We start from the raw sequence: 25982 nt of genomic DNA on the forward strand, positions 1-25982 counted from the left end.
TATTCTGTGAAAATCTGCCTGATAACTGAAACAGGCGCCGACTCCGGCGCCTTATCTATTTTGAGTGAACGCTGGGGGCTCGAGCATGATGAAGAGTCCCTGATGGCGTTGGTCTTAACGGCTGAACACCTTGAGTTGCGTAAACGCGATGAGCCAAAACTCGGCGGTATTTTTGTCGATTTTGTCTCGGGAGCGATGGCACATCGCCGCAAGTTTGGCGGTGGGCGCGGCGAAGCGGTAGCGAAAGCGGTGGGAATTAAGAGCGGTTATCTGCCCAATGTGGTGGATGCTACGGCGGGGTTGGGGCGCGATGCGTTTGTGCTGGCGTCCGTTGGCTGCCACGTGCGGATGCTGGAGCGCAATCCGGTGGTTGCCGCGTTGCTGGATGATGGTTTGCGCCGTGGTTACCAGGATGCCGAAATCGGCGGTTGGTTGCAGGAACGTTTGCAGCTGATTCACGCCTCAAGTCTGACGGCATTAAGTGATATTACTCCGCGCCCGGAAGTGGTCTATCTCGACCCGATGTTCCCGCATAAGCAGAAAAGTGCGCTGGTGAAGAAAGAGATGCGCGTGTTCCAGTCGTTGGTGGGGCCGGACGAAGATGCTGATGGTTTGCTGGAACCTGCAAGGAGGCTTGCAACAAAACGCGTGGTCGTGAAACGCCCGGATTACGCGCCGCCGCTGGCGGGTGTGGAAACGCATAACGCGGTGGTCACCAAAGGCCATCGCTTTGATATTTATTCGGGTACGGCTGTTTAAACAACCCTCACCCCGACCCTCTCCCTGAGGGCGAGGGGGAAACCATACTATTCCCTCTCTCCCAGGAGGGGGAAACCATACTATTCCCTCTCTCCCAGGAGGGGGAAACCATACTATTCCCTCTCCCCCAGGAAGGGGAAACCATACTATTCCCTCTCTCCCAGGAGGGGGAAACCATACTATTCCCTCTCTCCCAGGAGGGGGAAACCATACTATTCCCTCTCTCCCAGGAGGGGGAAACCATACTATTCCCTCTCTCCCAGGAGGGGGAAACCATACTATTCCCTCTCTCCCAGGAAGGGGAAACCATACTATTCCCTCTCTCCCCAGAAGGGGAAACCATACTATTCCCTCTCCTGGGGGAGAGGGTTAGGGTGAGGGCTAAAAAGTTTTAAGCTTAATCTTCGTCTTCGTCACGCAATGGAACAATCAACATATCAACGTGAACGGTGTTGATCAGCTGACGAGCGGAAGACATCAGTTTGCTCCAGAAATCCTGGTGGTGACCACAGACCACTAAATCCATATCGTATTTCTTAATCGCATCCACCAGAACCTGGCCAAGATCGCCGCTGCCGCTCAGGGTTTCAGTGATTGGGTAACCCGCACCGGTAGACAGCTCGCTCAGTGCATGGTGAGTTTCTTCAGAAATGCGTTTCTGCATATCACCCAGATTTACATCGATCAATCCGGTATAGAGATCGGAGTAATTTACATCGACATGAATCAGGGAAACCTTAGCGTTGTATGGACGAGCCATAGAAACTGCTTTTTCCACCAGTACTTTGCTCTCCGGGGAGAGGTCTACCGCGATCAGAATGTGTTTGTAAGCCATAATTTTACTCCTTCCATAAGTTGTCGATGACCAGCCTGGCCGGGTAACACGATGCCGCTAAATAACGTTACCCGCGTGTAAAGACCTAAATTGTAGATGATATTTCTACCCTATAGCGAACGATAGATATCGTAAATGTGTCATCGCCGTATACATTTAAGCTTTATATGGCCTTTATCGCTTTGATAAAGGTTAACGATGTGGCAAAAAAATTAACGGATCTCCTACACTATTAAATAAGCCGTTCCGAAATAGTAATGTGAACTGGATCGGTTTTTTGGGCTCGCTGAACGGTCTTTCTGGTTTTCGGGGTGAGAGGTTGCCCTGGAGTGATGTACTGGGGCTTCACCGGGAGGGGAATTATGATGATCAGCACCGTCGCGCTTTTTTGGGCGCTTTGTGTAGTTTGTGTGGTGAATATGGCGCGTTATTACTCATCTTTGCGCGCATTGCTGGTGGTACTGCGCGGATGCGATCCGCTGTTGTATCAATATGTCGATGGAGGCGGTTTTTTTACCTCTCACGGGCAGCCTAGCAAACAGATTCGCTTAGTGAGTTATATCTACGCCCAGCGTTATCTCGATCATCACGACGACGAGTTTATCCGCCGCTGTGAACGCCTGCGCCGCCAGTTTATTTTGACCAGCGCGTTGTGTGGGCTTGTGATGATTAGCCTGATCGGTTTGATGATTTGGCATTAGGGGTTTGAAAATAGCGCATAAAAAAGCGGGCCAGTATTCTGACCCGCTTTTTGTTGTTTCTATCTCACTGCTTCACGGTTAAATGAAGTGCAGTGAAATCCAGTAAAGAGTACCGGAAAGCACAATCGACACCGGCAAAGTGAACACCCAGGCCATCAGGATGTTGGTTACCGTTTTACGCTGCAAACCACCGCCATCAACCACCATCGTCCCCGCTACGGAAGATGAAAGCACGTGAGTGGTAGAAACCGGCATACCGGTGTAGCTCGCAATACCAATGGAGACGGCGGCGGTCACCTGCGCGGACATACCCTGCGCATAGGTCATGCCTTTCTTACCAATCTTCTCACCGATAGTTGTTGCCACACGACGCCAGCCGATCATGGTACCGATGCCGAGCGCCAGAGCGACCGCCATGATAATCCAGATTGGTGCGTACTCGATGGTATACAGCAAGTCAGTTTTCAGCTTTTTCAGGAAGCGCTTATCGTCCGGTTTGGTTTCCGGCAGCTTAGCGACTTTTTCTGAAGTGTCAGAGATACAAAGCAACAGACGGCGCATCTGGCTGCGCTGTTCAATATTCAGCTTATCGTAGCTGTCGATATTGCCCAGCAACTCTTTGGCACGCTGTACTGCAATCATGGCGCGGCTGGCATCGCAATGGAACTCAGCCGGTTTACCCTGGTCCTGCGTTTCTTCAGGAGTAGGAATGGCCGGGTTGAGATCAATCACGTGCTTAATCGCATCGCTGTGCAGCGCGTAGTATTGCTCCAGGTGGGTGATGGCATCACGAGTACGAGCGATGTCGTAACCGGAAGCATTCATATTCACCACAAAGCCCGCAGGCGCCACACCAATCAGCACCAGCATTATCAAACCAATGCCTTTCTGACCATCGTTAGCGCCATGAGAGAAGCTCACGCCAATAGCGGAGATAATCAGGGCGATACGGGTCCAGAATGGTGGTTTTTTCTTGCCGTCTTGTTTTTCACGTTCAGCAGGTGTTAGGTGAATACGGCGGCGCTTCTTGGTGCCGCTCCAGTAGCGACGTAGCAAAAAGATTAACCCGCCCGCAACCACCAGACCCACAATTGGCGACAGGATCAACGACATGAAAATTCCAATCACTTTCGGAATATTCAGCGCATCAACCACCGAAGTACCGGTCATCAACGCGTTCGTCAAACCAATACCAATGATGGCACCGATAAGCGTATGGGAGCTGGATGCCGGCAGACCAAAATACCAGGTGCCGAGGTTCCAGATGATAGCGGCCAACAACATAGAGAACACCATGGCGAGGCCATGAGCGGACCCTACGTTCAACAGCAGATCGGTTGGCAACATATGCACAATCGCATACGCCACGCTCAATCCGCCGAGCAGAACGCCGAGGAAGTTAAATAACGCAGCCATTGCCACCGCGAGTTGCGATCGCATTGCACGCGTATAGATAACAGTTGCCACTGCATTCGCAGTGTCATGGAAGCCATTGATCGCTTCGTAGAAGAGAACAAATGCCAGGGCAAGTAATAACAAGAGCCCGGTATGTAGATCCAGGCCGGTAAACAGAAATTCCATAGACGTTACGCCATTGTGAGGACATGAACGCGGCGCATTATGTAAGACAACTCCGTAATGCGCCAACAGAAATATGGCCTTTTCTTGATGTTTGTTAGTTGAACGTCAAACATTGAAAAGATTTACATATTTATTTTCAATCACCTGCAATTGTTAAGACGCATTTAGCTGGTGCGACCTGCCCGCTATCTTTACAATTCCTTTCATTAAGCATAGTCGGGAGTAGGTCGTGGGAAAGTTTGATGCCGTTATTATTGGTGCAGGTGCCGCAGGAATGTTCTGTGCAGCGATGGCAGGACAGTCAGGAAGCCGTGTTTTGCTTATCGATAACGGTAAAAAGCCGGGCCGTAAAATCCTGATGTCCGGAGGCGGGCGTTGCAACTTTACTAATCTTTATATCGAGCCTGCGGCATATCTCAGCCAAAACCCTCATTTTTGCAAATCTGCCCTTGCGCGTTATACCCAATGGGATTTTATCGACATGGTCGGTAAGCACGGTATCGCCTGGCATGAGAAAACGCTCGGCCAACTTTTTTGCGATGATTCCGCGCAGCAAATTGTCGATATGCTGGTGGCCGAATGTGAGAAAGGGCAAGTCATCACGCGCCTGCGCAGCGAGGTGTTAGGCATCGAACGTGACGAAAACGGCTATGCCATCCAATTAAATGGCGATACCGTTCAAGCGGCAAAATTAGTTATTGCGACAGGTGGGTTGTCAATGCCTGGCCTTGGAGCCACACCGTTCGGCTATAAAATTGCCGAGCAGTTTGGGCTGAAAGTGTTACCGACTCGCGCCGGTCTGGTGCCATTTACCCTTCACAAACCTCTGCTCGAACAATTACAGGTACTGTCTGGCGTTTCTGTCCCGTCAGTGATCACGGCAGAAAACGGGGTCAGCTTCCGTGAAAGCTTGCTGTTTACCCATCGCGGCCTCTCTGGTCCTGCGGTATTGCAGCTTTCCAGTTACTGGCAACCTGGCGAGTTTGTGAGCGTTAACTTACTTCCTGATACCGATCTCGACGAGCTTCTCAACGAGCAGCGCAACGCGCACCCGAATCAAAGCCTGAAAAACACCTTAGGTATGGTGCTACCAAAACGTCTGGTGGAATGTTTGCAACAGCTCGGGCAAATTCCGGACGTTACGCTAAAACAACTCAACACCCGTCAACAAAGCGAATTGACCGACACCCTGCAAAACTGGCGTGTACAACCGAACGGCACCGAAGGTTATCGCACTGCGGAAGTGACGCTGGGCGGAGTGGACACTAAAGAACTCAGTTCGCGCACCATGGAAGCGCGTAATGTGCCTGGTCTCTATTTCATTGGTGAAGTGATGGACGTTAGCGGCTGGTTAGGTGGCTATAACTTCCAGTGGGCGTGGAGTTCCGCCTGGGCTTGTGCTCAGGATTTGGCTGGTGAGTGAACCATTCAATGTGGCGTAGTGAGGATTTTTAGTATGAAGATACAAGAAGAAGACCTGGTAAAATGGGAAACACAGAACATAAATGATAAATTCCTCACCTTATGTCCTCCCTGTATTTATTGAGAGTGTTCGTAATGAAAGAAAATCCGAACGAGTTTATCCGGCGCTGTGCATTCCATCAGAACATTAGTAGCCAACAAACCGGGTTCATATTTCTGCTGATACTTCCTCTTATGGGATTCAGTGGAATTATGCAGATCCCGCCTTCACCAAGTAACTCTTTGGAAGAAAATATCATCAGCATACTGCTAATATTATTAGTTCTGCTAACTTTGGCCGGAATAATATATGCATATATACAAGCAGGCAAAGCGGCCAAACTTGAGCGCATGAAAATAGCTGAAGCTGGTCAGGATGGTTTTTACATTGACATCTATAAAGAAGGGCTCACTTTCAATCTCTACGATGCTCAATACCGACTCTTTGACCTTAAACAAACATTTGTTGCATGGGAAGATTTTTCCCGTATAGGTCATCATAAAGGGAAGGGTATTGGAAATCGCTTCTTAGCGATCAATTTTTCAAACACCACGGTCATAATTTTAGAACAAAATATGCATGTAGATGATTTTAATATGATCAAAAATCTCAGTCTTATTCATGTGCCAGATGAAAGCTTAGCAATATAGGGCGCTGATTCTTAACAGGTAATATGCTGTTTTTTTATGATGTAGGATATTTTCCTTCTGCAAGCGGGCCCAGATATGGAATGGTCGGCAGGATTTGGGACAAACAGTTATGCACGTTGTAAAATCCAGGTTGACCTTTACCTGTATCCCAAGATTAAGTATGCAACTTTAATGTTATTTTCAATTTTAAGTATACAACTTTATTGTCACTCTACATTGGCGGGCAATTAAGGTGGATAAAGTGTCGGCAGCGATACATTCCAGGCGGGCATTTCACTACGCTGCGTTTCGCCATTTGTTTTTTGCTCGTCTATTGACCGTTCTGGGCAATGGAATTGCACCGATTGCTCTGGCTTTCGCGGTGCTGGATATGGGCGGAACGGCGGCCGATTTGGGGATTGTTATTGCCGCACGTTCAATCTTTAACGTCGCTTTCTTGCTGATTGGCGGGGTGCTTGCCGATCGCTATTCCAGAAGCAAAGTTCTGCTCTATTCATCGGTTATCGCCGCAATATCTCAGGCGATCGCTGCCTGTTTGGTACTGGATGGCTCAGCAACAATCATGTTGCTGGCGGTGCTGGGCGCAATAAATGGTGCGGCGGCAGGGACCTCATTGCCCGCTTCACAATCCATGGTTCCACAAACTGTGCCGGTGCACAGTCTGCGTGAAGCCAATGCTTTTATTCAGTTGGGTATCTACGGCGGGACGGTGATTGGGGCGTCGTTAGGTGGCGTTCTCACCAGTCTGACAGGTCCTGGATGGGGCCTGATGGTGGATGCCGTAGGATTTGCCGCATCGGCACCTCTTTACCTGATGATTCGCACCAGCTTCGCCCAGCCACAAGGTTCGCAATCTAATATTCTTCAGGATTTAAAAGATGGCTGGACCGAGTTCATTTCGCGCACCTGGGTCTGGGCCATCGTGGTGCAATTTACCATTGTTAATGCGGCATTTAGCGGTGTGATGATGGTGTTCGGCCCGGTCGTGGCGGATTCCACATTTGGCCGGGCGGGCTGGGGAATGGCGATTGCTGCGCAAAGCGTTGGCTTGATCGTCGGTTCCTTTATTGCTCTGCGCTGGCGGCCACGGCGCGATTTATTGATCGGCACCATGCTGGTGATATTTTGCGCCGGGCCGATTGTTATTCTGGCGCTACTACCATCGACGGCACTACTGATGGCGGCGTTCTTTGTTGCCGGAGTCGGTTTTGGGTTGTTCGGCGTGGTCTGGGCGCAATCTTTGCAAACCCATATCCCACCGGAGAAACTGGCACGTGTGTATGCTTATGACGCGCTAGGTTCCTTCGTGGCGATTCCGATTGGCGAGCTTGCAGCGGGCCCGCTGGCGATGCACTACGGAAACTCCAGAGTCTTACTGGTTTCAGCCCTGGCAGTGGTGATAGCAACCGTTGCCGCAAGTTTCACGCCTGCTATCAGGCGGCTCGACAATTCGGTGCAAATCAGGGAGCACTAGCTAAAGTTATCCCTTTGCTGAGCAACAGGCTTTTTGCCCTGGTTGAAGAGCGGAGTTGAGTGGTATCACTTTCTTATCACTTACCACCGGTACTATCCGCCGGCAATAATAGGTTTCATCATTACGTGACGGCTCAATTTTGGTCTGAAGCTCCATAATGCTGGCGATAGTCCTGACTTCTGATAACGCAAAGAACAGTCTTCCAATACTGTGGGCGTTGGCTTTGAGCATAAATGACCGGCGATGAGCATAGACTGATTTGCAGTCAATCTTCAGTATGTCCTTAATCTCTTTGGTGCTTAATCCCGTTTCAACATACTCAATGATTTGCAATTCACGAGAAGTGGCTTTGTTGCGGTGACTCATTGATACACCCGTCATAAAACACTCTTTTCTCATGATTGCCGTCAGCGTCCTGAGCAGGCGTTCTTTTATATGTCTGTACGGCGCTTTACGATTAATGATCGTGTAATCATGAGAGGGCGACTGAAGGGATGGAATAATGCCATGAACCTTGTCATTTTTTACCACATAGATGAAATGACAATAGTTATTTTTTGCTAAGTGATCCAGAGCGCCTGGGTGCGACACATCGACGATACACATCCTGCCGTTGCACGGCATGTTCTGCATAATTCTCGCAGGAATATCGTCCAGTAATGCTCTGAAGCCATTAATGAAATAATGGTCTGTTGATATAAGTTGAATCATAAATTAAAAGCCTAATACAGCAGTCAATATTTAGTTATAGGCTCGACAGTATGTAAATTCAACAGCGTTAAATCGATATCACCTTACGTGATGGAATATAAGATGGTTAACTTAAGGTTATTAATTGACGTAATTTCGTGATTTTAATGTTTGCAGTTAAATATTTAAAAATGATTCAAAAGATGCTTTTAAAATATATCTAAGGCCATGATCCGCGAGGAAAGTAGTGATGTTACTCGCGGAGCATGGCCTAAAATTTAGCAGTTAAAACTTACAATAAGCATAAGGCAGGTTTTCTTTTGTCAGCAGGTAAGCTGATTTGTTCAGTCTCTTGATTTCGACGTTGCCAATCCTCGATGGCTCAAGAAAAACCAGAGGAACGAGCCCACGCAGTTGCTCTATCGGGGCCGTATCTGCGACGGCCAGCGAGATCTCTTTCGACATCCAGACTGGGGCATTACCTTGCAGACTGGCCTGGAAGATAATACTACGATTGACCATGTATTCTTTCTTATCTGGCGCAGTAAAATAACCATTAATATTTACCAGACCGCTAGTCGGAGAGACGTTAAAATCAATAAGACCAGAAAAAACACGATCCTTGTTTGTCAATACAATATCAGTCGCACAGGTGAAGTTGGATGTCTTTTGGTTTTTGTTGTAAATCATAACAAGTAACGTCGAAGCAATTATGATGTAAGCAAATGACATTGCGGCGATGATTTTTTTCATTTTCGCACCTGTGGGTAAATTGGATAATAGTACGACACACAACTGGCTTCAGAGAAATAACTGAATTTTTTGTTGCAAACTAAAGCAGATACCCGGCTTATGTTTGTTGGCGCAGTGAGATAAATAATACTCTTACTCTTACATATCGCATTTTCAGATTTGAGGATGCTATCAATTCTGTCTTTATCGAAGGTATCTGGGTCGATGTAGATGCTGCATTTGTTATCTATCAACGTATATTCGGTATAATCGCTGAAATAATCATCATTAAATAAAGAGTACAGGTAGGCTAATGAGCTTACAAAGAATATGGCTAAAACAGCACAGATAATTTTATTTTTTTTGTCGGTGTTGTGGACTGCCGCGATTGTTTTCTTATTCTTTCCTTCTACCAGGATTTCACACAACTCGTCGTCATGCTCCTCATCAGACTCATTGCTTTGCTCCTCGTCATGAAGAGCCGTAGCGACGACGGGTGTTGAATCGTAGAGGCTGCGTTCTGTCTTTTGCACATCAGTTTCTGATGCAATGCACAGCCCTTTTTTAGGTACTGTGATAATAAATTTATTGCTATAGCCAATGTGTACAAAGGCTTTTCTTAAGTTAAGGATACACTGGTAAAAAGTATTGTATGAGATGTTTTTATGGTTTTCAGGCCAGATAACAGACAGCAAATCATCATAGCTAACGATGTTTCCACGTTGCTCCAGTAAATGGACAAGGCAGCGAGTACATGTTGCATGCAGGGTATTGCTGGTATTTGTCTGCTGGTTGAATAAGCTCCGGGCATGAGGATCAAATATCACTATATTGTCTATGGTGAATATTTTATCTTTTGGCGGGTTCAAATCTGACATAAAACATTCCTGTTAATAAATCTAAAAACAATTCATATTAAATATTAATCCCGTACAAGCTTTACTCTACGCTAAATGGTCTGTTTTTAACATAAAGTGCAGAAAGGTTAATAGGATTTAGTTTTTCTGCCGTCAGAGTAAGGTGTGAAATAAATGTCTTTTAGATCATTGTCTTACGCTGTATTTTGGTAAGTGTTTCTGTTTGTGTAGTTCTTATGTATCTTATTTTATTGTGAATTGTGATGAATACTCCATTTTTCCAGCACTGCTTTCCCCTGGATTTGTCCCTTATTGAAATCACTTATTTATATCAGATCGCGCAAGACTACTTTCTATCGCTGTTGGCTGGAGTTCCTTCGTGGTTTAGAAAATTTATAATGCTTTGATGATATTAATTATCATCTTATGGAGCATTTTTTTTGGAATCCTCTTATCACAATAACTCATAAGTAGTATATCAACGAATAGCATAATAAGTGTTTGTATAAATTGTGATTCATTTGTTATGATGGCTAGTGCATTGATATAAAAAGTAAAAATCCTTACATGATAAATTTAATCCTCGTTGGTTAAATGAAATTTAATGGCTTTATAAGCAAAAGTTAATTTGCTTTGGTTAATCTTTATACGAGTTGGCAGGTGCCAATTGACAGTACGAGGTTAAAGGATGTCCAATCCTGGCGATAAGTATATTATAGATGGTATGGTGGTTTTTGACCCGGAAGATAAAAGTATCTATAACCTTCTTACACATAAGAAGAAAAAGATGCATGCTACCTGTACGCGCTGTTTGATTCTTATGTTGGAAAATCCATCCAGAGTCATTAGCCAGAGTGAATTCCTTTTATTTGCATGGCCAGATACGCATAACGATGTTTCTTATAACACTTTTTATCAGTGCATTCTGAACCTGCGCCGTTCCTTTTCTGAAATTAAGTACGAGCCAAAACTCATAATAACCGTACCTCGTAAAGGGTTATGTTTGTCGTCGAGTATTGATATTGTGAAAACAGATACTCAGACGCAAGCGACAGACAGTAGCACGCAGCCGAAAAATCAAATTCAGGTCGAGCAGAATAAAGAACTGTTAAACACGATTTCAACAATGGATATTGATGCGGAGGATATCCAGACCATAAAGAAGAAGTATAAAGTGCTCATGACTTATGTACTGCCTGCGGCCATGACACTGATATTGGTATTGTGCATTCTGCTAAGAAGAGAGCTGGTGCATGAGAGCGAACTCTATATTTCTTCATTCAATAGCGATAAGACCAATGTCAATTCGAAACCCCAATCGGATTGTACTATGGAGCCAGTGACATCTAATAAAGATGCGGTGACTTTTAATAAAAGTGACTGAAAACTAATGTTGTGATTTTCTATCTATTAATTATGAATAATTAAACAGCCGCCAGTGTTATTCGATTCACTGGCGGCTGTATGTTATGGGCTTATTTGGGCTCCATATTTTTTGGTTCAATCTCAGTTTTGCCCATCTGTTTATTGACGACAACTTCCGGCAATTTGCCGTAATCTACCCTGGTGTTGGCAAGTTGGGTAATGATCTGCTGACTGATGTCGTTAGCCGGATTAGAGGCCACAACCTGGCTACTGTCGAGAACCAGGTCGATTTTGTTACCAGTACGGTAGGTTTCAACTACTGCGACAATGGCTTTCACGCTTTTAACCCGCGCACTGCTGCGCTCGATATCCCACTGGCGGTTTAAGGTCATAGCATCAGCTTCGCGGGCTTTCTGTTGTTGATCCGCAGGAATGTTCGCGTAGGTTGCCTGGGCATCTGTACTGGCTTTAACCAGTACATCTTTAACTTTCTCGCCCCATTCTTGTTCTTGCTTACCTATTGGAGACGTTTCCAGAATTTTAGCCATATTCACATAGGCAATTTTTTGTTGGCTCAAACCCATTTGATCGCAGCCAGCAATACTCAACAACGCAATACAAAGAGGTAACTTAACCAGCAAACTTTTATTCCATTTCATCTCTATCTTCTCTTTCAGATACTTGTCTGCCACTCTGTAATACTCCCGGAGGCGTGAGTGTTCAATGAGTTAATTCACAAGATTGGATTTTTTAGAGTCTAAGGCAACAGTAACGTTATCGCAATACATCACGGCGTTGAAATAAAATTGCCGACAAATGATTCTATCATATCTTCTTACGTAGGCATTTTAGTAGGATTTATCTGACTTGGATAATAAGATAAGAAAAAAGTTAAACTCATAGCATGGTTTGTTGCAGATTCTATGTTTGTGAATTATATCAACGGGTTGTGTATTTTGTTCATACAATAAAATCTTACCTTCGCGTGGTGTTAATTTCTTATCTTATTATGTATTTAGTGCCATTTTTTATGGCGAAATAATAGTTTGCGTTAAGTTCAGTGCTTTTGGCGATGTAGCTAGTTTGGCAAAAAATATTACTCACCTCGTTTGCATTTGCGTAATGCGAAAGCTATTTTTTTGTTATTACCGTTTGGTAAAATAAAAACATCAAATTGGTATATAAAATAGAACTTATAAGCGGTGTCAGCATTGTGTGCACGCGCGAACAAAAGCCCAAGCCAACACTCCTATCCCTCGGCTTCTTCTGGCAAATATTTTTAATTTCAGTACGCGACCTGCGGACAAATATAAATACTCGAAAAGTGAATTAAATCATGAACACTGTTTATCGCATTATATGGAGCGTGGCAAAGCAATGCTGGATGGCCGTCTCTGAGTTGACCAAAGGCCGCAGCAAAAGCTCTCGCAGTAAAACGGGCCCAGGTGTTGTAGTGCTGGCGATGTTTGCATTGTCCGGAACGGTGCATGCTTCAACGGTGACATGGTCCCCAACCGGGCAAGGCTCCGGGGGAAGCGGAACCTGGAATGTGATCGATAGCGAATGGTTCAACGGCACGGTGATGCTGCCATGGAACAACCTTGCCGGGGATAGTGCCTTGTTTGGCGGCACGGCGGGCACCATCACTGTGACTAACCCGATAACCGTTCAGGATCTGTTATTCAACGTCAATGGTTACATTATTAATGGTGGGACGCTGAGTACGGCTTCAGGCACCATGGGGATTAATGTCGGCAGCGGCAACACCGCCACGGTGAATTCTATTATCGCGGGTACTGGCCGTGTGGATATTAATGGCGGCGGTATTCTGGTGCTCGGCGGCACTAACACTTATAGCGGCGGCACCACCATTACCAATAACAGTACTCTGCGAGTCTCCTCGGATAGTAGTTTGGGGGCGGCGGCGGGTTTACTGACTCTGGGTAATTTGTCATCTCTTGGTACGCTGGCTATCACCGGCGGGCCTTTCATTAGTACCCGTAATGTCGCGCTTGCTCAGGGCGGCGGTATTATCAATGTGGCATCGGGTGCAACGGCGACCGTTGGCGGCGTGATGAGCGGTACTGGTGCACTCACCTTAAATGGCGCTGGCACGTTGATCCTCACCGGCGCGAACACTAACACCGGCACAACAACCGTTTCGTCTGGCACCCTGCAAATTGGCAACGGTGGCACGACGGGTGTGCTGGGCAGCAGTGTGGTCACCAATAATGGCACTCTGACTTTCAACCGCAGCAATAGCTACACCTATGCGGGGGCGATTAGCGGTACCGGGCAACTGGTGCAGAGCGGCAGCGGCACCACCATACTTACGGGCGCAAATACCTATAGCGGTGGCACCACCATTAATGCAGGTACGCTGCAAATTGGTGGCGGCGGTGCAACGGGTTCGATTACCGGCAATATCACCAACAACGGTTTACTTAGCTTTAGCCATAACAATACTTATACCCAGGCGGGGGTGATCTCCGGCAGCGGTGCGGTGCAGCAAAACGGCGGCACCACCATCCTCTCGGGCATCAATACTTATACCGGCGAGACACAGATAAAAAGTGGCACGCTGCAAGTTGATAGCGATAACAATCTTGGCGCATCGTCAAGCCAGATCCATTTCACCGGAGGTGGCAACTTTCTTGCTAACTCTTCGTTCACTACCGCGCGTAATGTCGTTATCGACAGCGGGTTTAACAGTTATCTCGGTAGTGCGAATGCCAATGCACCGTTGACTCTGAACGGTGTCGTGTCGGGTGCTGGCGCGCTTGGCGTTTATGCCGGTAACGTGATTCTGACCGGGGCTAACACTTATACCGGCGGCACTAATATCTGGGGTGGTTACCTGTCGGTGTCAAATGATGCCAACCTCGGTGCGGCTACCGGTAGTGTGAATTTCATCAATGGCGGCACGTTGCGTTTGCTCAGCGACTTCACCACATCGCGCAATGTGGTGTTAAGCAATAATGGTACCTTCGAAACCTTCAACGGAACGTCGCTGACGCTAAACGGGACAATTTCTGGCGGTGGCTGGCTTCTGCTCACCAGTGCGGGTAGCCCTGGCGGCACGGTCTACCTCAATGGTACCAACACTTACACCAACACCACTTATCTGCAAGGCGGCGTTAAAGCGATAGTATCCAATGCTGCAGCTTTGGGTAGCGGAAAAGATGTCAATATCGGCAACGGTACGCTGGTGGTGACAGGCAGTTATGCGATTAACAGGATTGGGCTCAACACTGGTGGTGTGACTGTCGATGTCGCACCTAATATGACATTGACCGTTAATAACGACATTTATGGCAGCAACTCCGCTTTACGCAAAACTAATACCGGGACATTGGTGCTGGCGGGGACCAGCTCCTCGACTTCTGGTTTTAACATTGCCGAGGGGACATTGCAGGTCGGCAATGGTGGGGCATCAGGCTCGTTGGGGACGGGGAACGTCGTCAACAGCAGTTCGCTGGTGTTTAACCGGTCAGATGCTTACAGCTACGCGGGGGCGATTTCGGGGACCGGTACGCTCACTCAAAATGGCAGCGGCAGCACTACGCTTTCCGGTAACAGCACCTACACCGGCACGACACGCGTTGCGGCGGGTTCGTTATATATCAACGGTAACCAGACCAATGCTACCGGGGCGACCACCGTCGAATCCGGAGCGACCCTGGGCGGCGCAGGCACCATTGGCGGCGATGTGACGATTGCCAACGGCGGCATTCTGGCACCGGGAGCCTCAGATAGCGCGGCGGGTACGCTGACGATTCGCCGTAACTTGCTGCTTTCTGGCGGTTCGATTCTGAACTATAACCTCGGGCAGTCTGATGTCGTCGGCGGGCAATATAACGACCAGACCGTGGTCGGTGGCAACTTGACGCTGGACGGCACGCTGAACGTCAACACTACCGCCGGTGGGACTTTTGGGGCCGGTGTTTACCGCATCATCAGTTATACCGGGACACTGACCGACAACGGCCTGGCAATTGGGTCAATGCCTGCGGGCTCGAATACTGAGTTGCAGACCTCGGTTAACGGCCAGGTTAACCTGGTCAACTCGTTGGGTAATATGCGTTACTGGGATGTCGCCCAGAACAATGGTGCCGTGAATGGCGGCACCGGGATCTGGAACAGCGGAGCGGGGGCCAACAGTAACTGGTCTAATGCTGCGGGGACGACGAATGGGGTTTACAGCCAGGGTTACGCCGCATTCATGGGCACACCTGGTACCGTCACGGTGGATGACAGTCTTGGCGCGGTGACCTCCGAAGGGATGCAGTTTGCCACCAACGGTTATACCGTCGCTGGCGATGCCATCAACCTGTCCGAAACTACGCCAGGTTCAGGGCAAACCACCATCCGTGTGGGTGATGGGACCACCGCAGGAAGTAACTATGTTGCTACCGTCGGTTCAGTGCTACAGGGCAGTACAGCAGTAACCAAAACCGACCGCGGTACGCTGATCCTCACCGGTGCCAATACCTACACTGGCGGCACAACCGTTAGCGCAGGCACCTTGCAGCTCGGTAATGGCGGCACTTCTGGATCGATTATTGGCGATGTGCTCAACAACAGCGCGCTGGTGTTTAATCGCAGTGATACCGCCACATTCGGCGGCGTGATTTCCAGTACCGGTATCGTCAATCAAATTGGTTCAGGCACCACAATTCTGACCGGTGCCAATAGTTACAGTGGCACCACCACAATTTCATCCGGCACCTTGCAGGTTGGTAATGGCGGCACCACCGGTACGCTGGGTACCGGTGGTGTAACAGTCACCACCCCTGGCGGGTTGGTATTCAAACGTAGCAACACCGTGACCTTTGGTGGGGTTATCTCGGGCACCGGTTCCGTGGCACAAAGCGGCACCGGTACCACCATCCTGACAAATAACAACAACTACAGCGGTGGCACGACGATCAACGCTGGCACATTGCAGTTAGGGAATAGCGGTGGTGCTGGCTCGGTCACTGGCAATATCGTTAACAACAGCAAACTGCTCTTTAACCGTAATGCGTCATACACCTATGCGGGAGTGATTTCCGGCAGTGGTTCGGTGGAACAGCGCGTCGGCTCGCTCACCCTGAGTGGGGCTAATACTTACACCGGTGACACACTGATGAGTGGCTCCGGGACTAACCGTCTGTATGTGAGCAGCGACGCCAACCTTGGCGCATCATCAAGTCGGCTGCGTTTTACCGGAAATACTGCCACCGCATGGCTTATAGCGAATACCGCGACTACGCTGGCGCGCGATGTGATTATCGATGCCGGTTCTCAGGGGAGTTTTGGTAGTGCGGGTTGGTCAACCCCATTAACGCTGAGCGGTAACATTTCCGGTGGAGGTCTGCTGGGTGCCAGGCAAGGCAGCGTTTATCTGACAGGCAACAGTACCTATACCGGTGGCACCTACATCAACAACGCGATACTCGGGGTCACGAGTGATGCCAGCATGGGGGCGGTGTCCGGTGGTCTGACAATGGATAACGGCGCGGTCCTGCAAGCGCTGAACAGTCTGAGTATTGCGCGAAACATCAGCACGGCTAACACCGGGGGAACCATCCAGACCATCAATGGTGCGACGCTGACGTTGAGTGGGTCTATCTCGGGTGGCGGCGCTCTCAGATATAACAATTCAGGTTCGGGAAGCGGCACGATTATCATTGCTGGTAATGCCAGCCCTAACGGCACTTATGTGAATGGGGTGACGCTGCAAATCGGTAACGGTGGCACCACCGGCGCGGTGAGCGGAAATATCAGTAACAGCGGCACAGTAGTCTTTAATCGCAGCGATACCGCTAACTATGGCAATGCTATTTTCGGTAGCGGTGGGGTGATACAAAACGGCACCGGCACCACGACCCTGAGCGGTGCCAATACTTACACTGGCGGCACCACTATTACGACAGGTACCTTGCAGCTCGGTAATGGCGGGGCGAGCGGGTCGGTTACCGGTAATATTATCAATAACAGCAACTTAGCTTTCAAACGAAGCGACGTTTACACCTATGACGGAACAATAACTGGCAGTGGCACGATTCACCAGAGCGGCACCGGTACCACGATACTGACCGGCACGAATACCAATGCGGGTGATACCACTATTGATTCCGGCACCTTGCAGATCGGCAATGGCGGAACAACCGGTTCCATTACTGACAATGTTATCAACAACGGCACACTGGCCTTTAACCGTAGCGATACGGTGAACTTTACTGGCACCATTTCTGGTACTGGCGGCTTACAGAAAAACGGTGCGGGCTACACTTACCTGACCGGCAACAATAGCTACACAGGGGCAACCACTGTATCGACCGGTGGGTTGATTGTGAATGGCGATCAGTCGGCGGCCACGGGCGCGACTACCGTTGCTGCCAATGCGGTATTGGGCGGCACCGGCACCATAGGCGGTAATGTCACCATCGCCAATGACGCCATTCTGGCTCCGGGCAGCACCAATGGGACTGGCGGCACTTTAACCGTGAAGGGCAATCTTGCCCTCAATGGCACGTCAATCTTGCGTTATACCTTCGGTTCGGTGAATGGTGTGGCGCAAAACAGCCTGACCAATGTCCGGGGTAACCTGACGCTCGACGGCCGTCTGGATGTGACTATCCCAACCGGCGGAACCTTCGACCCCGGTATCTACCGCATCTTCAACTATGATGGCACCCTGACCAACAACGGCCTGGCGCTGGGCAACATGCCACCATCCACCACGGTTGCGCTGCAAACCGGGGTTCCGGGGCAAATCAACCTGATCAACACCACCGGTATCCTCACCGCTGTCTGGGACGGTAGTAACCCAACTAAATACAACAATGGCGCGGCGGATGGCGGCAGCGGGGTCTGGAACCGCAATCTGGCGAACCAGTCCTGGGGTGATGCCAGCAGTTCAATCAACTCAACTTATACTCCAACGTCGTTCGTTATTTTCCAGGGCACGCCAGCGACCGTGACGGTGGACAACACTTACGGCTCGATTTCCACCACCGGCTTACAGTTCGCGGTTAGTGGGTACTCACTGGTGGGCGGGACGATAGACCTGCTTGAGACATCTTCCGGTACCAACAGCACCACGATTCGTGTCGGCGATGGCAGTGATACGGGGGCTGGCTATACCGCGACGATTGGCTCGGTTTTGCAGGGCAGCACCGGAATCACCAAAACCGATAAAGGTAAGCTGATACTCACCGGCAGCAACACCTACAGCGGTGGCACGACGATGAACAACGGCACGCTGAATGTCTCCAGTGACAGCAACCTGGGGGCGGCTGCGGGCGCACTGGCGTTCAATGGCGGTACGCTGGAAAGCAGCGGCACCTTCTCCACCGCACGCACCACCACGCTGAATACTAAGGGCGGCACACTTGATGTCGATACCGGGAAGACGCTGACTCTGAGCGGTGTGATTAGCGGTGTGGGCAAACTGACCAAAACCGATGCCGGTAAACTGGTGCTCAGTGGCGCAAATACTTATAGCGGTGGTACCGAGATCAGCGCAGGTACGGTGAGTGTGGCCAGTGATAGTGCGCTTGGTGCGGCTGATGGGGTGCTCACCATCGATAATGCTACCCTGGAAACTAGCGCATCGATGACCTCGACACGTACCACTATGCTCAATGCTGCGGGTGCAACGCTGAATGTTGACGACGGCACCACATTGACGCTGAACGGTATTATTGAGGGCAGTGGCGCACTTAATAAATCCGGTACCGGGACATTAGCCCTGGCCGGAACAAGTACCTACAGCGGCGGCACCGTGTTCAACGCCGGTAAAATCCAGGTATCCAGCGATGCCAGCCTTGGCGCGGCCTCTGGCGCATTAACCTTCAATGGTGGCTCGCTGGAAACCACCACCACCATGGCATCTGACCGTACTGCGACAATCGACGCCGGTTCGGCGACGTTCGATGTTGACACTGGCACCACGCTGACCATGAATGGCGTGATTTCGGGTGCCGGTGCGCTGCACAAAGCGGATGCCGGTACCTTGCTGCTGACCACGGCCAACACTTACAGCGGTGGCACCGCTATTGCGGGCGGTCTGCTGAAGCTGACTAACGCTGATGCGGCAGGTACAGGCACTGTCAATATCAACACGGCGACTGGCCTTGAGCTGGCGTTTGCCTCAGCCAGTACCTTTGATAACCAGTTAGCCGGAGCCGGAACCACCACCGTGAACGGGGCGCAAACCACGGTCACTGCGGATAATTCTGCGTACACCGGCAACTGGAATGTCACCAGCAGCAGCACCCTGGCGGTTGCTAATACGGCGACCAGCAGCACCACTAATCTGGGAACGGGCGCGGTAGACATTGCCACAGACGGTATTGTTAATACGCAAACCACGGGCGCGTTCAGCTTTAACAACGCGCTGACCGGCAGCGGCACGCTGGATGCCTCGAACAACGGGCAGGCGCTCAGCTTTGGCAGCGGAGTGGGTGCTAACTTTGCCGGTACGGTCAATCTGGCGGACAACAGCTTTGCGCTGTCCGGTGACAACACCACCGCACTGACCCGCGCCACGCTGAACATGAATGCGGGCAACGTTACCACCGTCGGCGCAGGTAGCCAGGCTATCGGCAACCTGACGTTCAATGGCGGCACAATGTTATTCTCGAATCTGCCATCTGGCACCGTGGCAACCAACGCCCTGGCACTGACCACCGGCAATGTTCAGCTGGATACGCAAGATGCAGGTACTTCCGGCAACCTGCTGGTGCAGGACGAAGGCACCACCCGGCAGCTGATTTCTGCCACTTCGGTGACAGGCTCTGAAGGCAATCTGGTGCTGAAAGATTTGGCCGGCAATGTACTGACCACCGGCACATCTAACATCGTTCAGGGCGGTAACACCGTGGCGGTGGGCAGCTATTCTTACGGGCTGGCAACTCGCGCCGCAGGCAGCAGCACCGTGGACGGATTATACGCCGCCTATCGTCTGAGCCAGCTGGCATTGCAGGCAGGCCAGACGCTGATGCTGGCGCAAAGTAACGGCGCAAATGGCACGTCTGCTGATATGTCCGCCAAACTCACCGGCAGCGGTAGCCTTCAGATCGATGCTGGTAACGGTGTGGTGTCGCTGTCGAATGCCACCAACGACTACAGCGGCGAAACCAGCGTCACCACCGGCACGTTGCAGGCAGGCAGTGATAACGCGCTCGGTCACACCAGCAAACTAAACCTCGCAGATACCACGACATTCGATCTGAATGCTAAAACGCAGACCCTTGGTGCGTTGAATGGCCTTGCGGGTTCAACGCTGAATATCAACAACGGTACACTGAACCTCAGTAATGGCGGCACGTTAGCCGGTTCGTTGACCGGTGCAGGTCAACTGAATGTTAACGGCGGCACGCTTGATGTGCAGGGTGAAAACACCGGCCTGACGGCGGCCACGGCGATTGTCAGTGGTGCTACCGTTAAGATCAATCATGTCGACAGCCTGGGCAGCAGTGTGATCACCGCCGCCGGTACGCTGGTGGTGGACGCGGCTATCGGCTCGCTGGATAACGTCATCAATGGCGCGGGTGCAGTGCAACTGAGCAACGCCGCCGATGTGACGCTGGCGGGTAACAGTGCGCTGTCGGGAAGCTGGAATACCGACGCAGGTACGCGTCTGACCGCCACGCAAGCGGCGAATCTGGGGACGGCGGCGATTAACAATGCCGGTACCTTTAACGTCGACACCGCGACGGACTGGACGTTGGATAATGCGATCAATGGCGCGGGTACCGTCACTAAAAACGGCACCGGTACGTTGACCCTTGCTCGCGCTAACAGCTACAGCGGCAACACCACGATTTCTGGTGGGGTACTGAAACTGACCAACGCTGATGGCGCAGGAACGGGCGTGGTGAATATCGATACCGTAGCGGGTCTTGAACTGGCACTTGCTACCGCCAGTGTCTTCGACAACCAACTGGCGGGTGCCGGAGCCACCACGGTGAGTGGCGCGCAGGCGACCATCACGGCGAACAACTCCGCGTACACCGGTAACTGGAATGTCACCAGCAGCGGCACACTGGCCGTGCCTGATTCCGCGACCAGCAGCACGCCTAATTTGGGCAGCGGTGCGGTGGACATTGCGGCGGGCGGCATTGTGAATGCACAGACTACGGGCGCGTTCAGCTTCGACAACGCACTGACCGGAGCCGGTACACTGAATGCCTCAAACAACGGAAATACGTTCAGCTTCGGCAGCGGCGTGGGCGCGAACTTTGCCGGTACCGCGAATCTGACCCATAACACCTTTGATTTGACAGGTGACAACACCAGCGCGCTGACCCGCGCCACGCTGGAAGTTGGTACTGGCAACGTGACCACGGTCGGCGATGGCAACCAGCAGATCGGCGGGCTGACCATTAATGGCGGCAGAATGCAGTTCAACGCCACGGCCCCTGAGCAGATTTTGGCAACCAGCCATATCACGGCGGGCACGCTGGAAATCAACCATACCGGCACGGTGCGCCTGAACCTGCCAACACCGTTCACCCCGGCACCGCCGGATACACCGAACACCACCAACCTGCTGAAGCAGGATGAAGAGAACGTCAGTGTACAACTGGTCATCGCCAGTTCCGTCACGGGCAGCGGTGGCGCTATCGAACTGACCGACCAGAACGGCGATGTCATCACGGCGGCACGCCAGATAGACATCAGCCAGAACGGCAATACTGTGGCGCAGGCGACCTATGACTACCGTCTGACCTCCAGTTCGCAGAACGATGGCCTGTATGTGAACTACGGTCTGAAACAACTGGATCTTCAGGCAAACCAGACGCTGACACTGGCGCAGGATACCGGAGCCAGCGGCGTGGCGGCGGATATGTCGGCCAAAATCACCGGCAGCGGTAACCTGGCGATTAATGCCCGTAGTGATGTGCTGTCGCTGTCCAACGCCCTCAACGACTATAGCGGTGAAACCAGTGTGAGCAGCGGGACGTTGCAGTCGGGCAGCGATAACGCACTGGGTAATACCAGCAAGTTAAACCTCGCGGATACCACCACCTTTGACCTCAACGCTAAAACGCAGACGATCGGTGCACTGAATGGCCTTGCGGGTTCAACGCTGAATATCAACAACGGTTCGCTGAACCTCAGTAATGGCGGCACGTCAGCCGGGTCGCTGACCGGTACCGGGCAACTGAACGTTAACGGCGGCACGCTTGATGTGCAGGGTGAAAACACCGGTTTGACGGCGACCACGGCGATTGCCAGTGGTGCTACCGTTAAGATCAATCATGTCGACAGCCTGGGCAGCAGTGTGATCACCACCGCCGGTACGCTGGTGGTGGATGCGGCAACTGGCTCGCTGGATAACGTCATCAATGGCGCGGGTGCAGTGAAACTGAGCAACGCCGCCGATGTGACGCTGGCGGGTAACAGTGCGCTGTCGGGAAGCTGGAATACCGACGCAGGTACCCGTCTGACCGCCACGCAGGCGGCGAATCTGGGTACGGCGGCCATTAACAATGCCGGCACCTTTAACGTCGACACCGCGACGGACTGGACGCTGGATAATGCGATCAATGGCGCGGGTGCCGTCACTAAAAACGGCACCGGTACGCTGACCTTTGCTCGCGCTAACAGCTACAGCGGCAACACCACGATTTCTGGTGGGGTACTGAAACTGACCGACGCTGACGGTGCAGGAACGGGCGTGGTGAATATCGATACTGCAGCGGGTCTTGAGCTGGCGCTAGCCACCGCCAGTGTCTTCGATAACCAACTGGCGGGTGCCGGAGCCACCACGGTGAGCGGCGCACAGGCGACCATCACGGCGGATAACTCAGCCTATACCGGCAACTGGAATGTCACGGGTAGCGGCACACTGGCAGTGGACAGCACCGCGACCAGCAGCACGCCTAATCTGGGCAGCGGTGCGGTGGACATTGCGGCGGGCGGCATTGTGAATGCACAGACCAGCGGCGCGTTCAGCTTCGACAACGCACTGACCGGAGCCGGTACGCTGAATGCGTCCAGTGGCGGGAATGCGTTCAGCTTCGGCAGCGGCGTGGGCGCGAACTTTGCCGGTACCGCGAATCTGACGGACAACACCTTTGATCTGACAGGCGACAACACCACAGCATTAACTCGTGCGACATTACAGGTCGGTACTGGCAACGTGACCACTGTCGGTGACGGCGATCAGCAGATCGGCGGGTTAACCCTGAATGGCGGCACCATGAAGTTCAACGCCACGGCACCGGATCAAAGTGTGGCGACCAGTCTTATCACTGCGGGTGCGCTAGACATCAACCGCACCGGCACCGTGATGGTGAAACTGCCGGAGCCGCTGACCGCCAGCGCGCCAGACACACCGAATGCCACCAACCTGCTGATGCAGGATGAGGGCGAAACGGGCGTACAACTGGTCAGATCCGGCGCGGTCACCGGCAGCGGTGGCGCACTAGAACTGGTGGATCAGAACGGCGAGAAAATCACCGCGGCACGCGAGATCGACGTCAGCCAGGATGGCAATACCGTCGCGAAAGCGACCTACGACTACCGTCTGACCTCCGGCGCGCAGAGTAATGGTCTGTATGTGAACTACGGCCTGAAACAACTGGATTTGCAGGCAGACCAGACGCTGACACTGACGCAGGATACGGCAGCGAACGGCGCTTCAGCGGATATGTCTGCCAAAATCACCGGCAGCGGTAATCTGGCTATCGACGCCCGTGGCGGCCTGCTGTCGCTGACTAACATCACCAACGATTACCGCGGTGAAACCAGCGTTAATTCGGGAACGTTGCAGGCGGGCAGTGATAACGCGCTGGGCCAGACCAGCAAGTTAAACCTGGCGAGCGCAAGTGCGTTCGATCTGAACGGCAAAACCCAGACACTCGGCGCGCTGAACGGTGAAACGGGTTCGACCCTGAATCTCAATGGCGGTACGCTGGATCTCAGCAATGGTGGCACTTCGGCAGGCACACTAGCGGGTGGCGGGAAACTCAATGTCAACGGTGGAACGCTTGATGTGCAGGGTGCGAACAATGGGCTGACGGCGGCAACGACTGTCGCCGCAGGCGCGACGGTCAGCCTCAATCATGTTGACGGTCTGGGCAGCAGCGAAATCACCAGCACCGGTAAACTGGTGCTGGATGGCGCAACCGGCACGATGGATAACACCATCAAAGGCACGGGCGAAGTCGTTAAACGCGGTGCCGGTGAAGTGGTGATGACCGGTAAAACCGACTGGACGGGCAACACCCTGATTGATGAGGGTGAACTGACGCTCGACGGCTCACAGGGCGGTGCGCAACTGGTCAGTAACATCATTGCCAAAGACAACACCGCGTTGTCGCTGCGCAACGGTGCCAGCCTGACCGGCTGGATTGATCCGACGGATGTGAACATCGATAGCGCCAGTACCTGGAACATGACGGCGGATTCGCTGGTTGATGACGTTAACCTTGCGGGGACGCTGAATTATGTGGCACCGGGCAGCATGCCAATGGCCGCAGGCCGCACGCTGACGGCGAACAACTGGAACGGCCAGGGCGGCACTCTGGTGCTGAACACCGTGCTGGGGGGTGACAACTCCGTCACCGATAAACTGCTGGTGAACGGCAATACCAGCGGCAACACCTTTATGAAGGTCAACAATGCGGGTGGAAGCGGCGCGCAGACGGTGGAAGGGATCCGCGTGGTGGAAGTGAAAGGCCAGTCTGACGGGACGTTCACCAAATCCGGGCGTATTGTCGCCGGGGCGTATGATTATAGCCTGGTGAAAAAAGGCGCTGACTGGTTCCTCACCAGCCTGGATACCACGGCGAAACCGCCAGAGCCTGCGAAGCCTGGCGAACCATCACCAGAGCCTGAGAAAAAAGGCCAGCCGACGGTGCGTCCGGAAGCGGCGGCTTACACCGCTAATCTGGCAGCAGCCAACACTATGTTTATCACCAGCCTGCATGACCGCCTGGGTGAAACGCAGTACACCGATGCGCTGACGGGCGAGCAGAAAGTGACGAGCATGTGGTTGCGCCAGCTTGGCGGGCAAAACCGCTGGAAAGACAGCAGCGGGCAAATCGAAACCCAGAGCAACCGTTACGTCACGCAACTGGGTGGTGATATCGCCCAGTGGAGCCCGGATGGCCTGCAACGCCTGCACCTCGGGGTGATGGCGGGTTACGGAACCAGCAGCAGTAAAAGCCGCTCGAATGTGACCGGATACCGTGCCGAAGGGTCGGTGGATGGTTACAGTGCCGGGCTGTATGCCACCTGGTATCAGAATGACGAAACCCGTCAGGGCGCGTATGTGGACAGCTGGGCGCAGTACGGCTGGTTCAACAACGAGGTGAATGGCCAGGACATTAAGGGTGAGTCCTACAAATCCAGCGGTATCACGGCGTCGCTGGAGATGGGTTATACGCATAAACTGGGTGAATTTGCTGGCAGCCAGGGTTCGCTGAATGAATGGTTTATCCAGCCGCAGGCGCAGGCTATCTGGATGGGGGTTGAAGCTGATGACCACCGTGAAAGCAACGGCACACGCGTCAGCGGTGAAGGCGACGGCAACGTTCAGACCCGTCTGGGTGTGCGTACGTATCTGAAAGGGCACAATAAAATCGATGACGGCAAGGGCCGTACCTTCCAGCCGTTTGTCGAAGTGAACTGGATACATAACACCCAGAGCTTCGGTACGCGTATGGATGGCGTGAGCCTGACACAAAGTGGCGCGCGGAATATCGGGGAAATTAAAACCGGTGTGGAAGGGCAGCTTAACTCACGGCTCAATCTGTGGGGCAATGTGGGCGTCCAGGTGGGGGATAAAGGCTACAGCGATGCCTCGGCGATGGTGGGGGTGAAATACAGCTTCTGATAGAACGTGGATGTCGCAGCGTTAATCCGCCTGCGAC

At 51.8% G+C, this 25982-nt stretch carries 13 protein-coding genes; 7 read left to right on the forward strand and 6 right to left on the reverse strand.

The window, feature by feature from the left end; genetic code table 11:
* The first annotated feature begins 6 nt into the window (after positions 1–6).
* Positions 7–759, forward strand: a complete 753-nt coding sequence (rsmJ, locus tag MNO13_RS00565; protein WP_064542259.1) for a 16S rRNA (guanine(1516)-N(2))-methyltransferase RsmJ — start codon at positions 7–9, stop codon at positions 757–759.
* A 397-nt stretch (positions 760–1156) separates the two neighbouring features.
* On the opposite strand, the gene uspA is transcribed toward rsmJ, so the two are convergent.
* Complete coding sequence (gene uspA / locus MNO13_RS00570) at positions 1157–1594, reverse strand: universal stress protein UspA (protein WP_034460563.1); 438 nt, start codon at positions 1592–1594, stop codon at positions 1157–1159.
* Between the two features lie 365 nt (positions 1595–1959).
* On the opposite strand from uspA, the gene uspB reads away from it, so the two are divergent.
* Complete coding sequence (gene uspB, locus MNO13_RS00575; RefSeq protein WP_064542541.1) at positions 1960–2295, forward strand: universal stress protein UspB; 336 nt, start codon at positions 1960–1962, stop codon at positions 2293–2295.
* Positions 2296–2373: 78 nt separating this feature from the next.
* Here uspB and pitA read toward each other — a convergent pair whose 3' ends face one another.
* Positions 2374–3876, reverse strand: a complete 1503-nt coding sequence (gene pitA, locus MNO13_RS00580; RefSeq protein ID WP_064542262.1) for an inorganic phosphate transporter PitA — start codon at positions 3874–3876, stop codon at positions 2374–2376.
* 229 nt (positions 3877–4105) lie between these two features.
* Here pitA and MNO13_RS00585 point away from each other — a divergent pair, with 229 nt between their 5' ends.
* The 3 genes from MNO13_RS00585 to MNO13_RS00595 all read left to right on the forward strand — a co-directional run bounded on the left by MNO13_RS00585 (position 4106) and on the right by MNO13_RS00595 (position 7462).
* A complete protein-coding gene (locus tag MNO13_RS00585) occupies positions 4106–5299 on the forward strand; it encodes a BaiN/RdsA family NAD(P)/FAD-dependent oxidoreductase (RefSeq protein WP_241939417.1) in 1194 nt (397 codons plus the stop codon).
* Between the two features lie 134 nt (positions 5300–5433).
* Positions 5434–5988 carry a hypothetical protein gene (locus MNO13_RS00590; protein ID WP_064542544.1) on the forward strand — a complete coding sequence of 185 codons (555 nt, stop codon included), beginning with the start codon at positions 5434–5436 and terminating at the stop codon, positions 5986–5988.
* A 241-nt stretch (positions 5989–6229) separates the two neighbouring features.
* Positions 6230–7462 (forward strand): MFS transporter, encoded by a 1233-nt coding sequence (locus MNO13_RS00595; RefSeq protein WP_241939418.1) that lies wholly within the window; start codon positions 6230–6232, stop codon positions 7460–7462.
* Positions 7463–7468: 6 nt separating this feature from the next.
* Here MNO13_RS00595 and MNO13_RS00600 read toward each other — a convergent pair whose 3' ends face one another.
* The 3 genes from MNO13_RS00600 to MNO13_RS00610 form a co-directional block, all read right to left on the reverse strand.
* Complete coding sequence (locus tag MNO13_RS00600; protein ID WP_064542271.1) at positions 7469–8173, reverse strand: LuxR C-terminal-related transcriptional regulator; 705 nt, start codon at positions 8171–8173, stop codon at positions 7469–7471.
* A gap of 264 nt (positions 8174–8437) precedes the next feature.
* A complete protein-coding gene (locus MNO13_RS00605; RefSeq protein ID WP_064542274.1) occupies positions 8438–8905 on the reverse strand; it encodes a hypothetical protein in 468 nt (155 codons plus the stop codon).
* Positions 8902–9762 carry a winged helix-turn-helix domain-containing protein gene (locus tag MNO13_RS00610; protein WP_241939419.1) on the reverse strand — a complete coding sequence of 287 codons (861 nt, stop codon included), beginning with the start codon at positions 9760–9762 and terminating at the stop codon, positions 8902–8904. The genes MNO13_RS00605 and MNO13_RS00610 overlap by 4 nt, the downstream gene beginning before the upstream one ends.
* Before the next feature lie 667 nt (positions 9763–10429).
* Here MNO13_RS00610 and MNO13_RS00615 point away from each other — a divergent pair.
* The gene (locus MNO13_RS00615) at positions 10430–11125 is read left to right on the forward strand and encodes a winged helix-turn-helix domain-containing protein (protein ID WP_064542280.1); all 696 of its coding nucleotides are present in this window, start codon (positions 10430–10432) and stop codon (positions 11123–11125) included.
* 91 nt (positions 11126–11216) lie between these two features.
* Here MNO13_RS00615 and MNO13_RS00620 read toward each other — a convergent pair whose 3' ends face one another.
* Positions 11217–11798: an OmpH/Skp family outer membrane protein gene (locus MNO13_RS00620; protein ID WP_241939420.1), complete on the reverse strand. Its 582-nt coding sequence runs from the start codon at positions 11796–11798 to the stop codon at positions 11217–11219.
* Positions 11799–12442: 644 nt separating this feature from the next.
* Here MNO13_RS00620 and MNO13_RS00625 point away from each other — a divergent pair.
* Positions 12443–25945, forward strand: a complete 13503-nt coding sequence (locus MNO13_RS00625; protein WP_241939421.1) for an autotransporter outer membrane beta-barrel domain-containing protein — start codon at positions 12443–12445, stop codon at positions 25943–25945.
* The last annotated feature ends 37 nt before the right edge of the window (positions 25946–25982 follow it).

Source organism: Buttiauxella ferragutiae, from assembly GCF_022637515.1.
In the GTDB taxonomy this organism is placed as follows: Bacteria; Pseudomonadota; Gammaproteobacteria; order Enterobacterales; family Enterobacteriaceae; genus Buttiauxella; species Buttiauxella ferragutiae.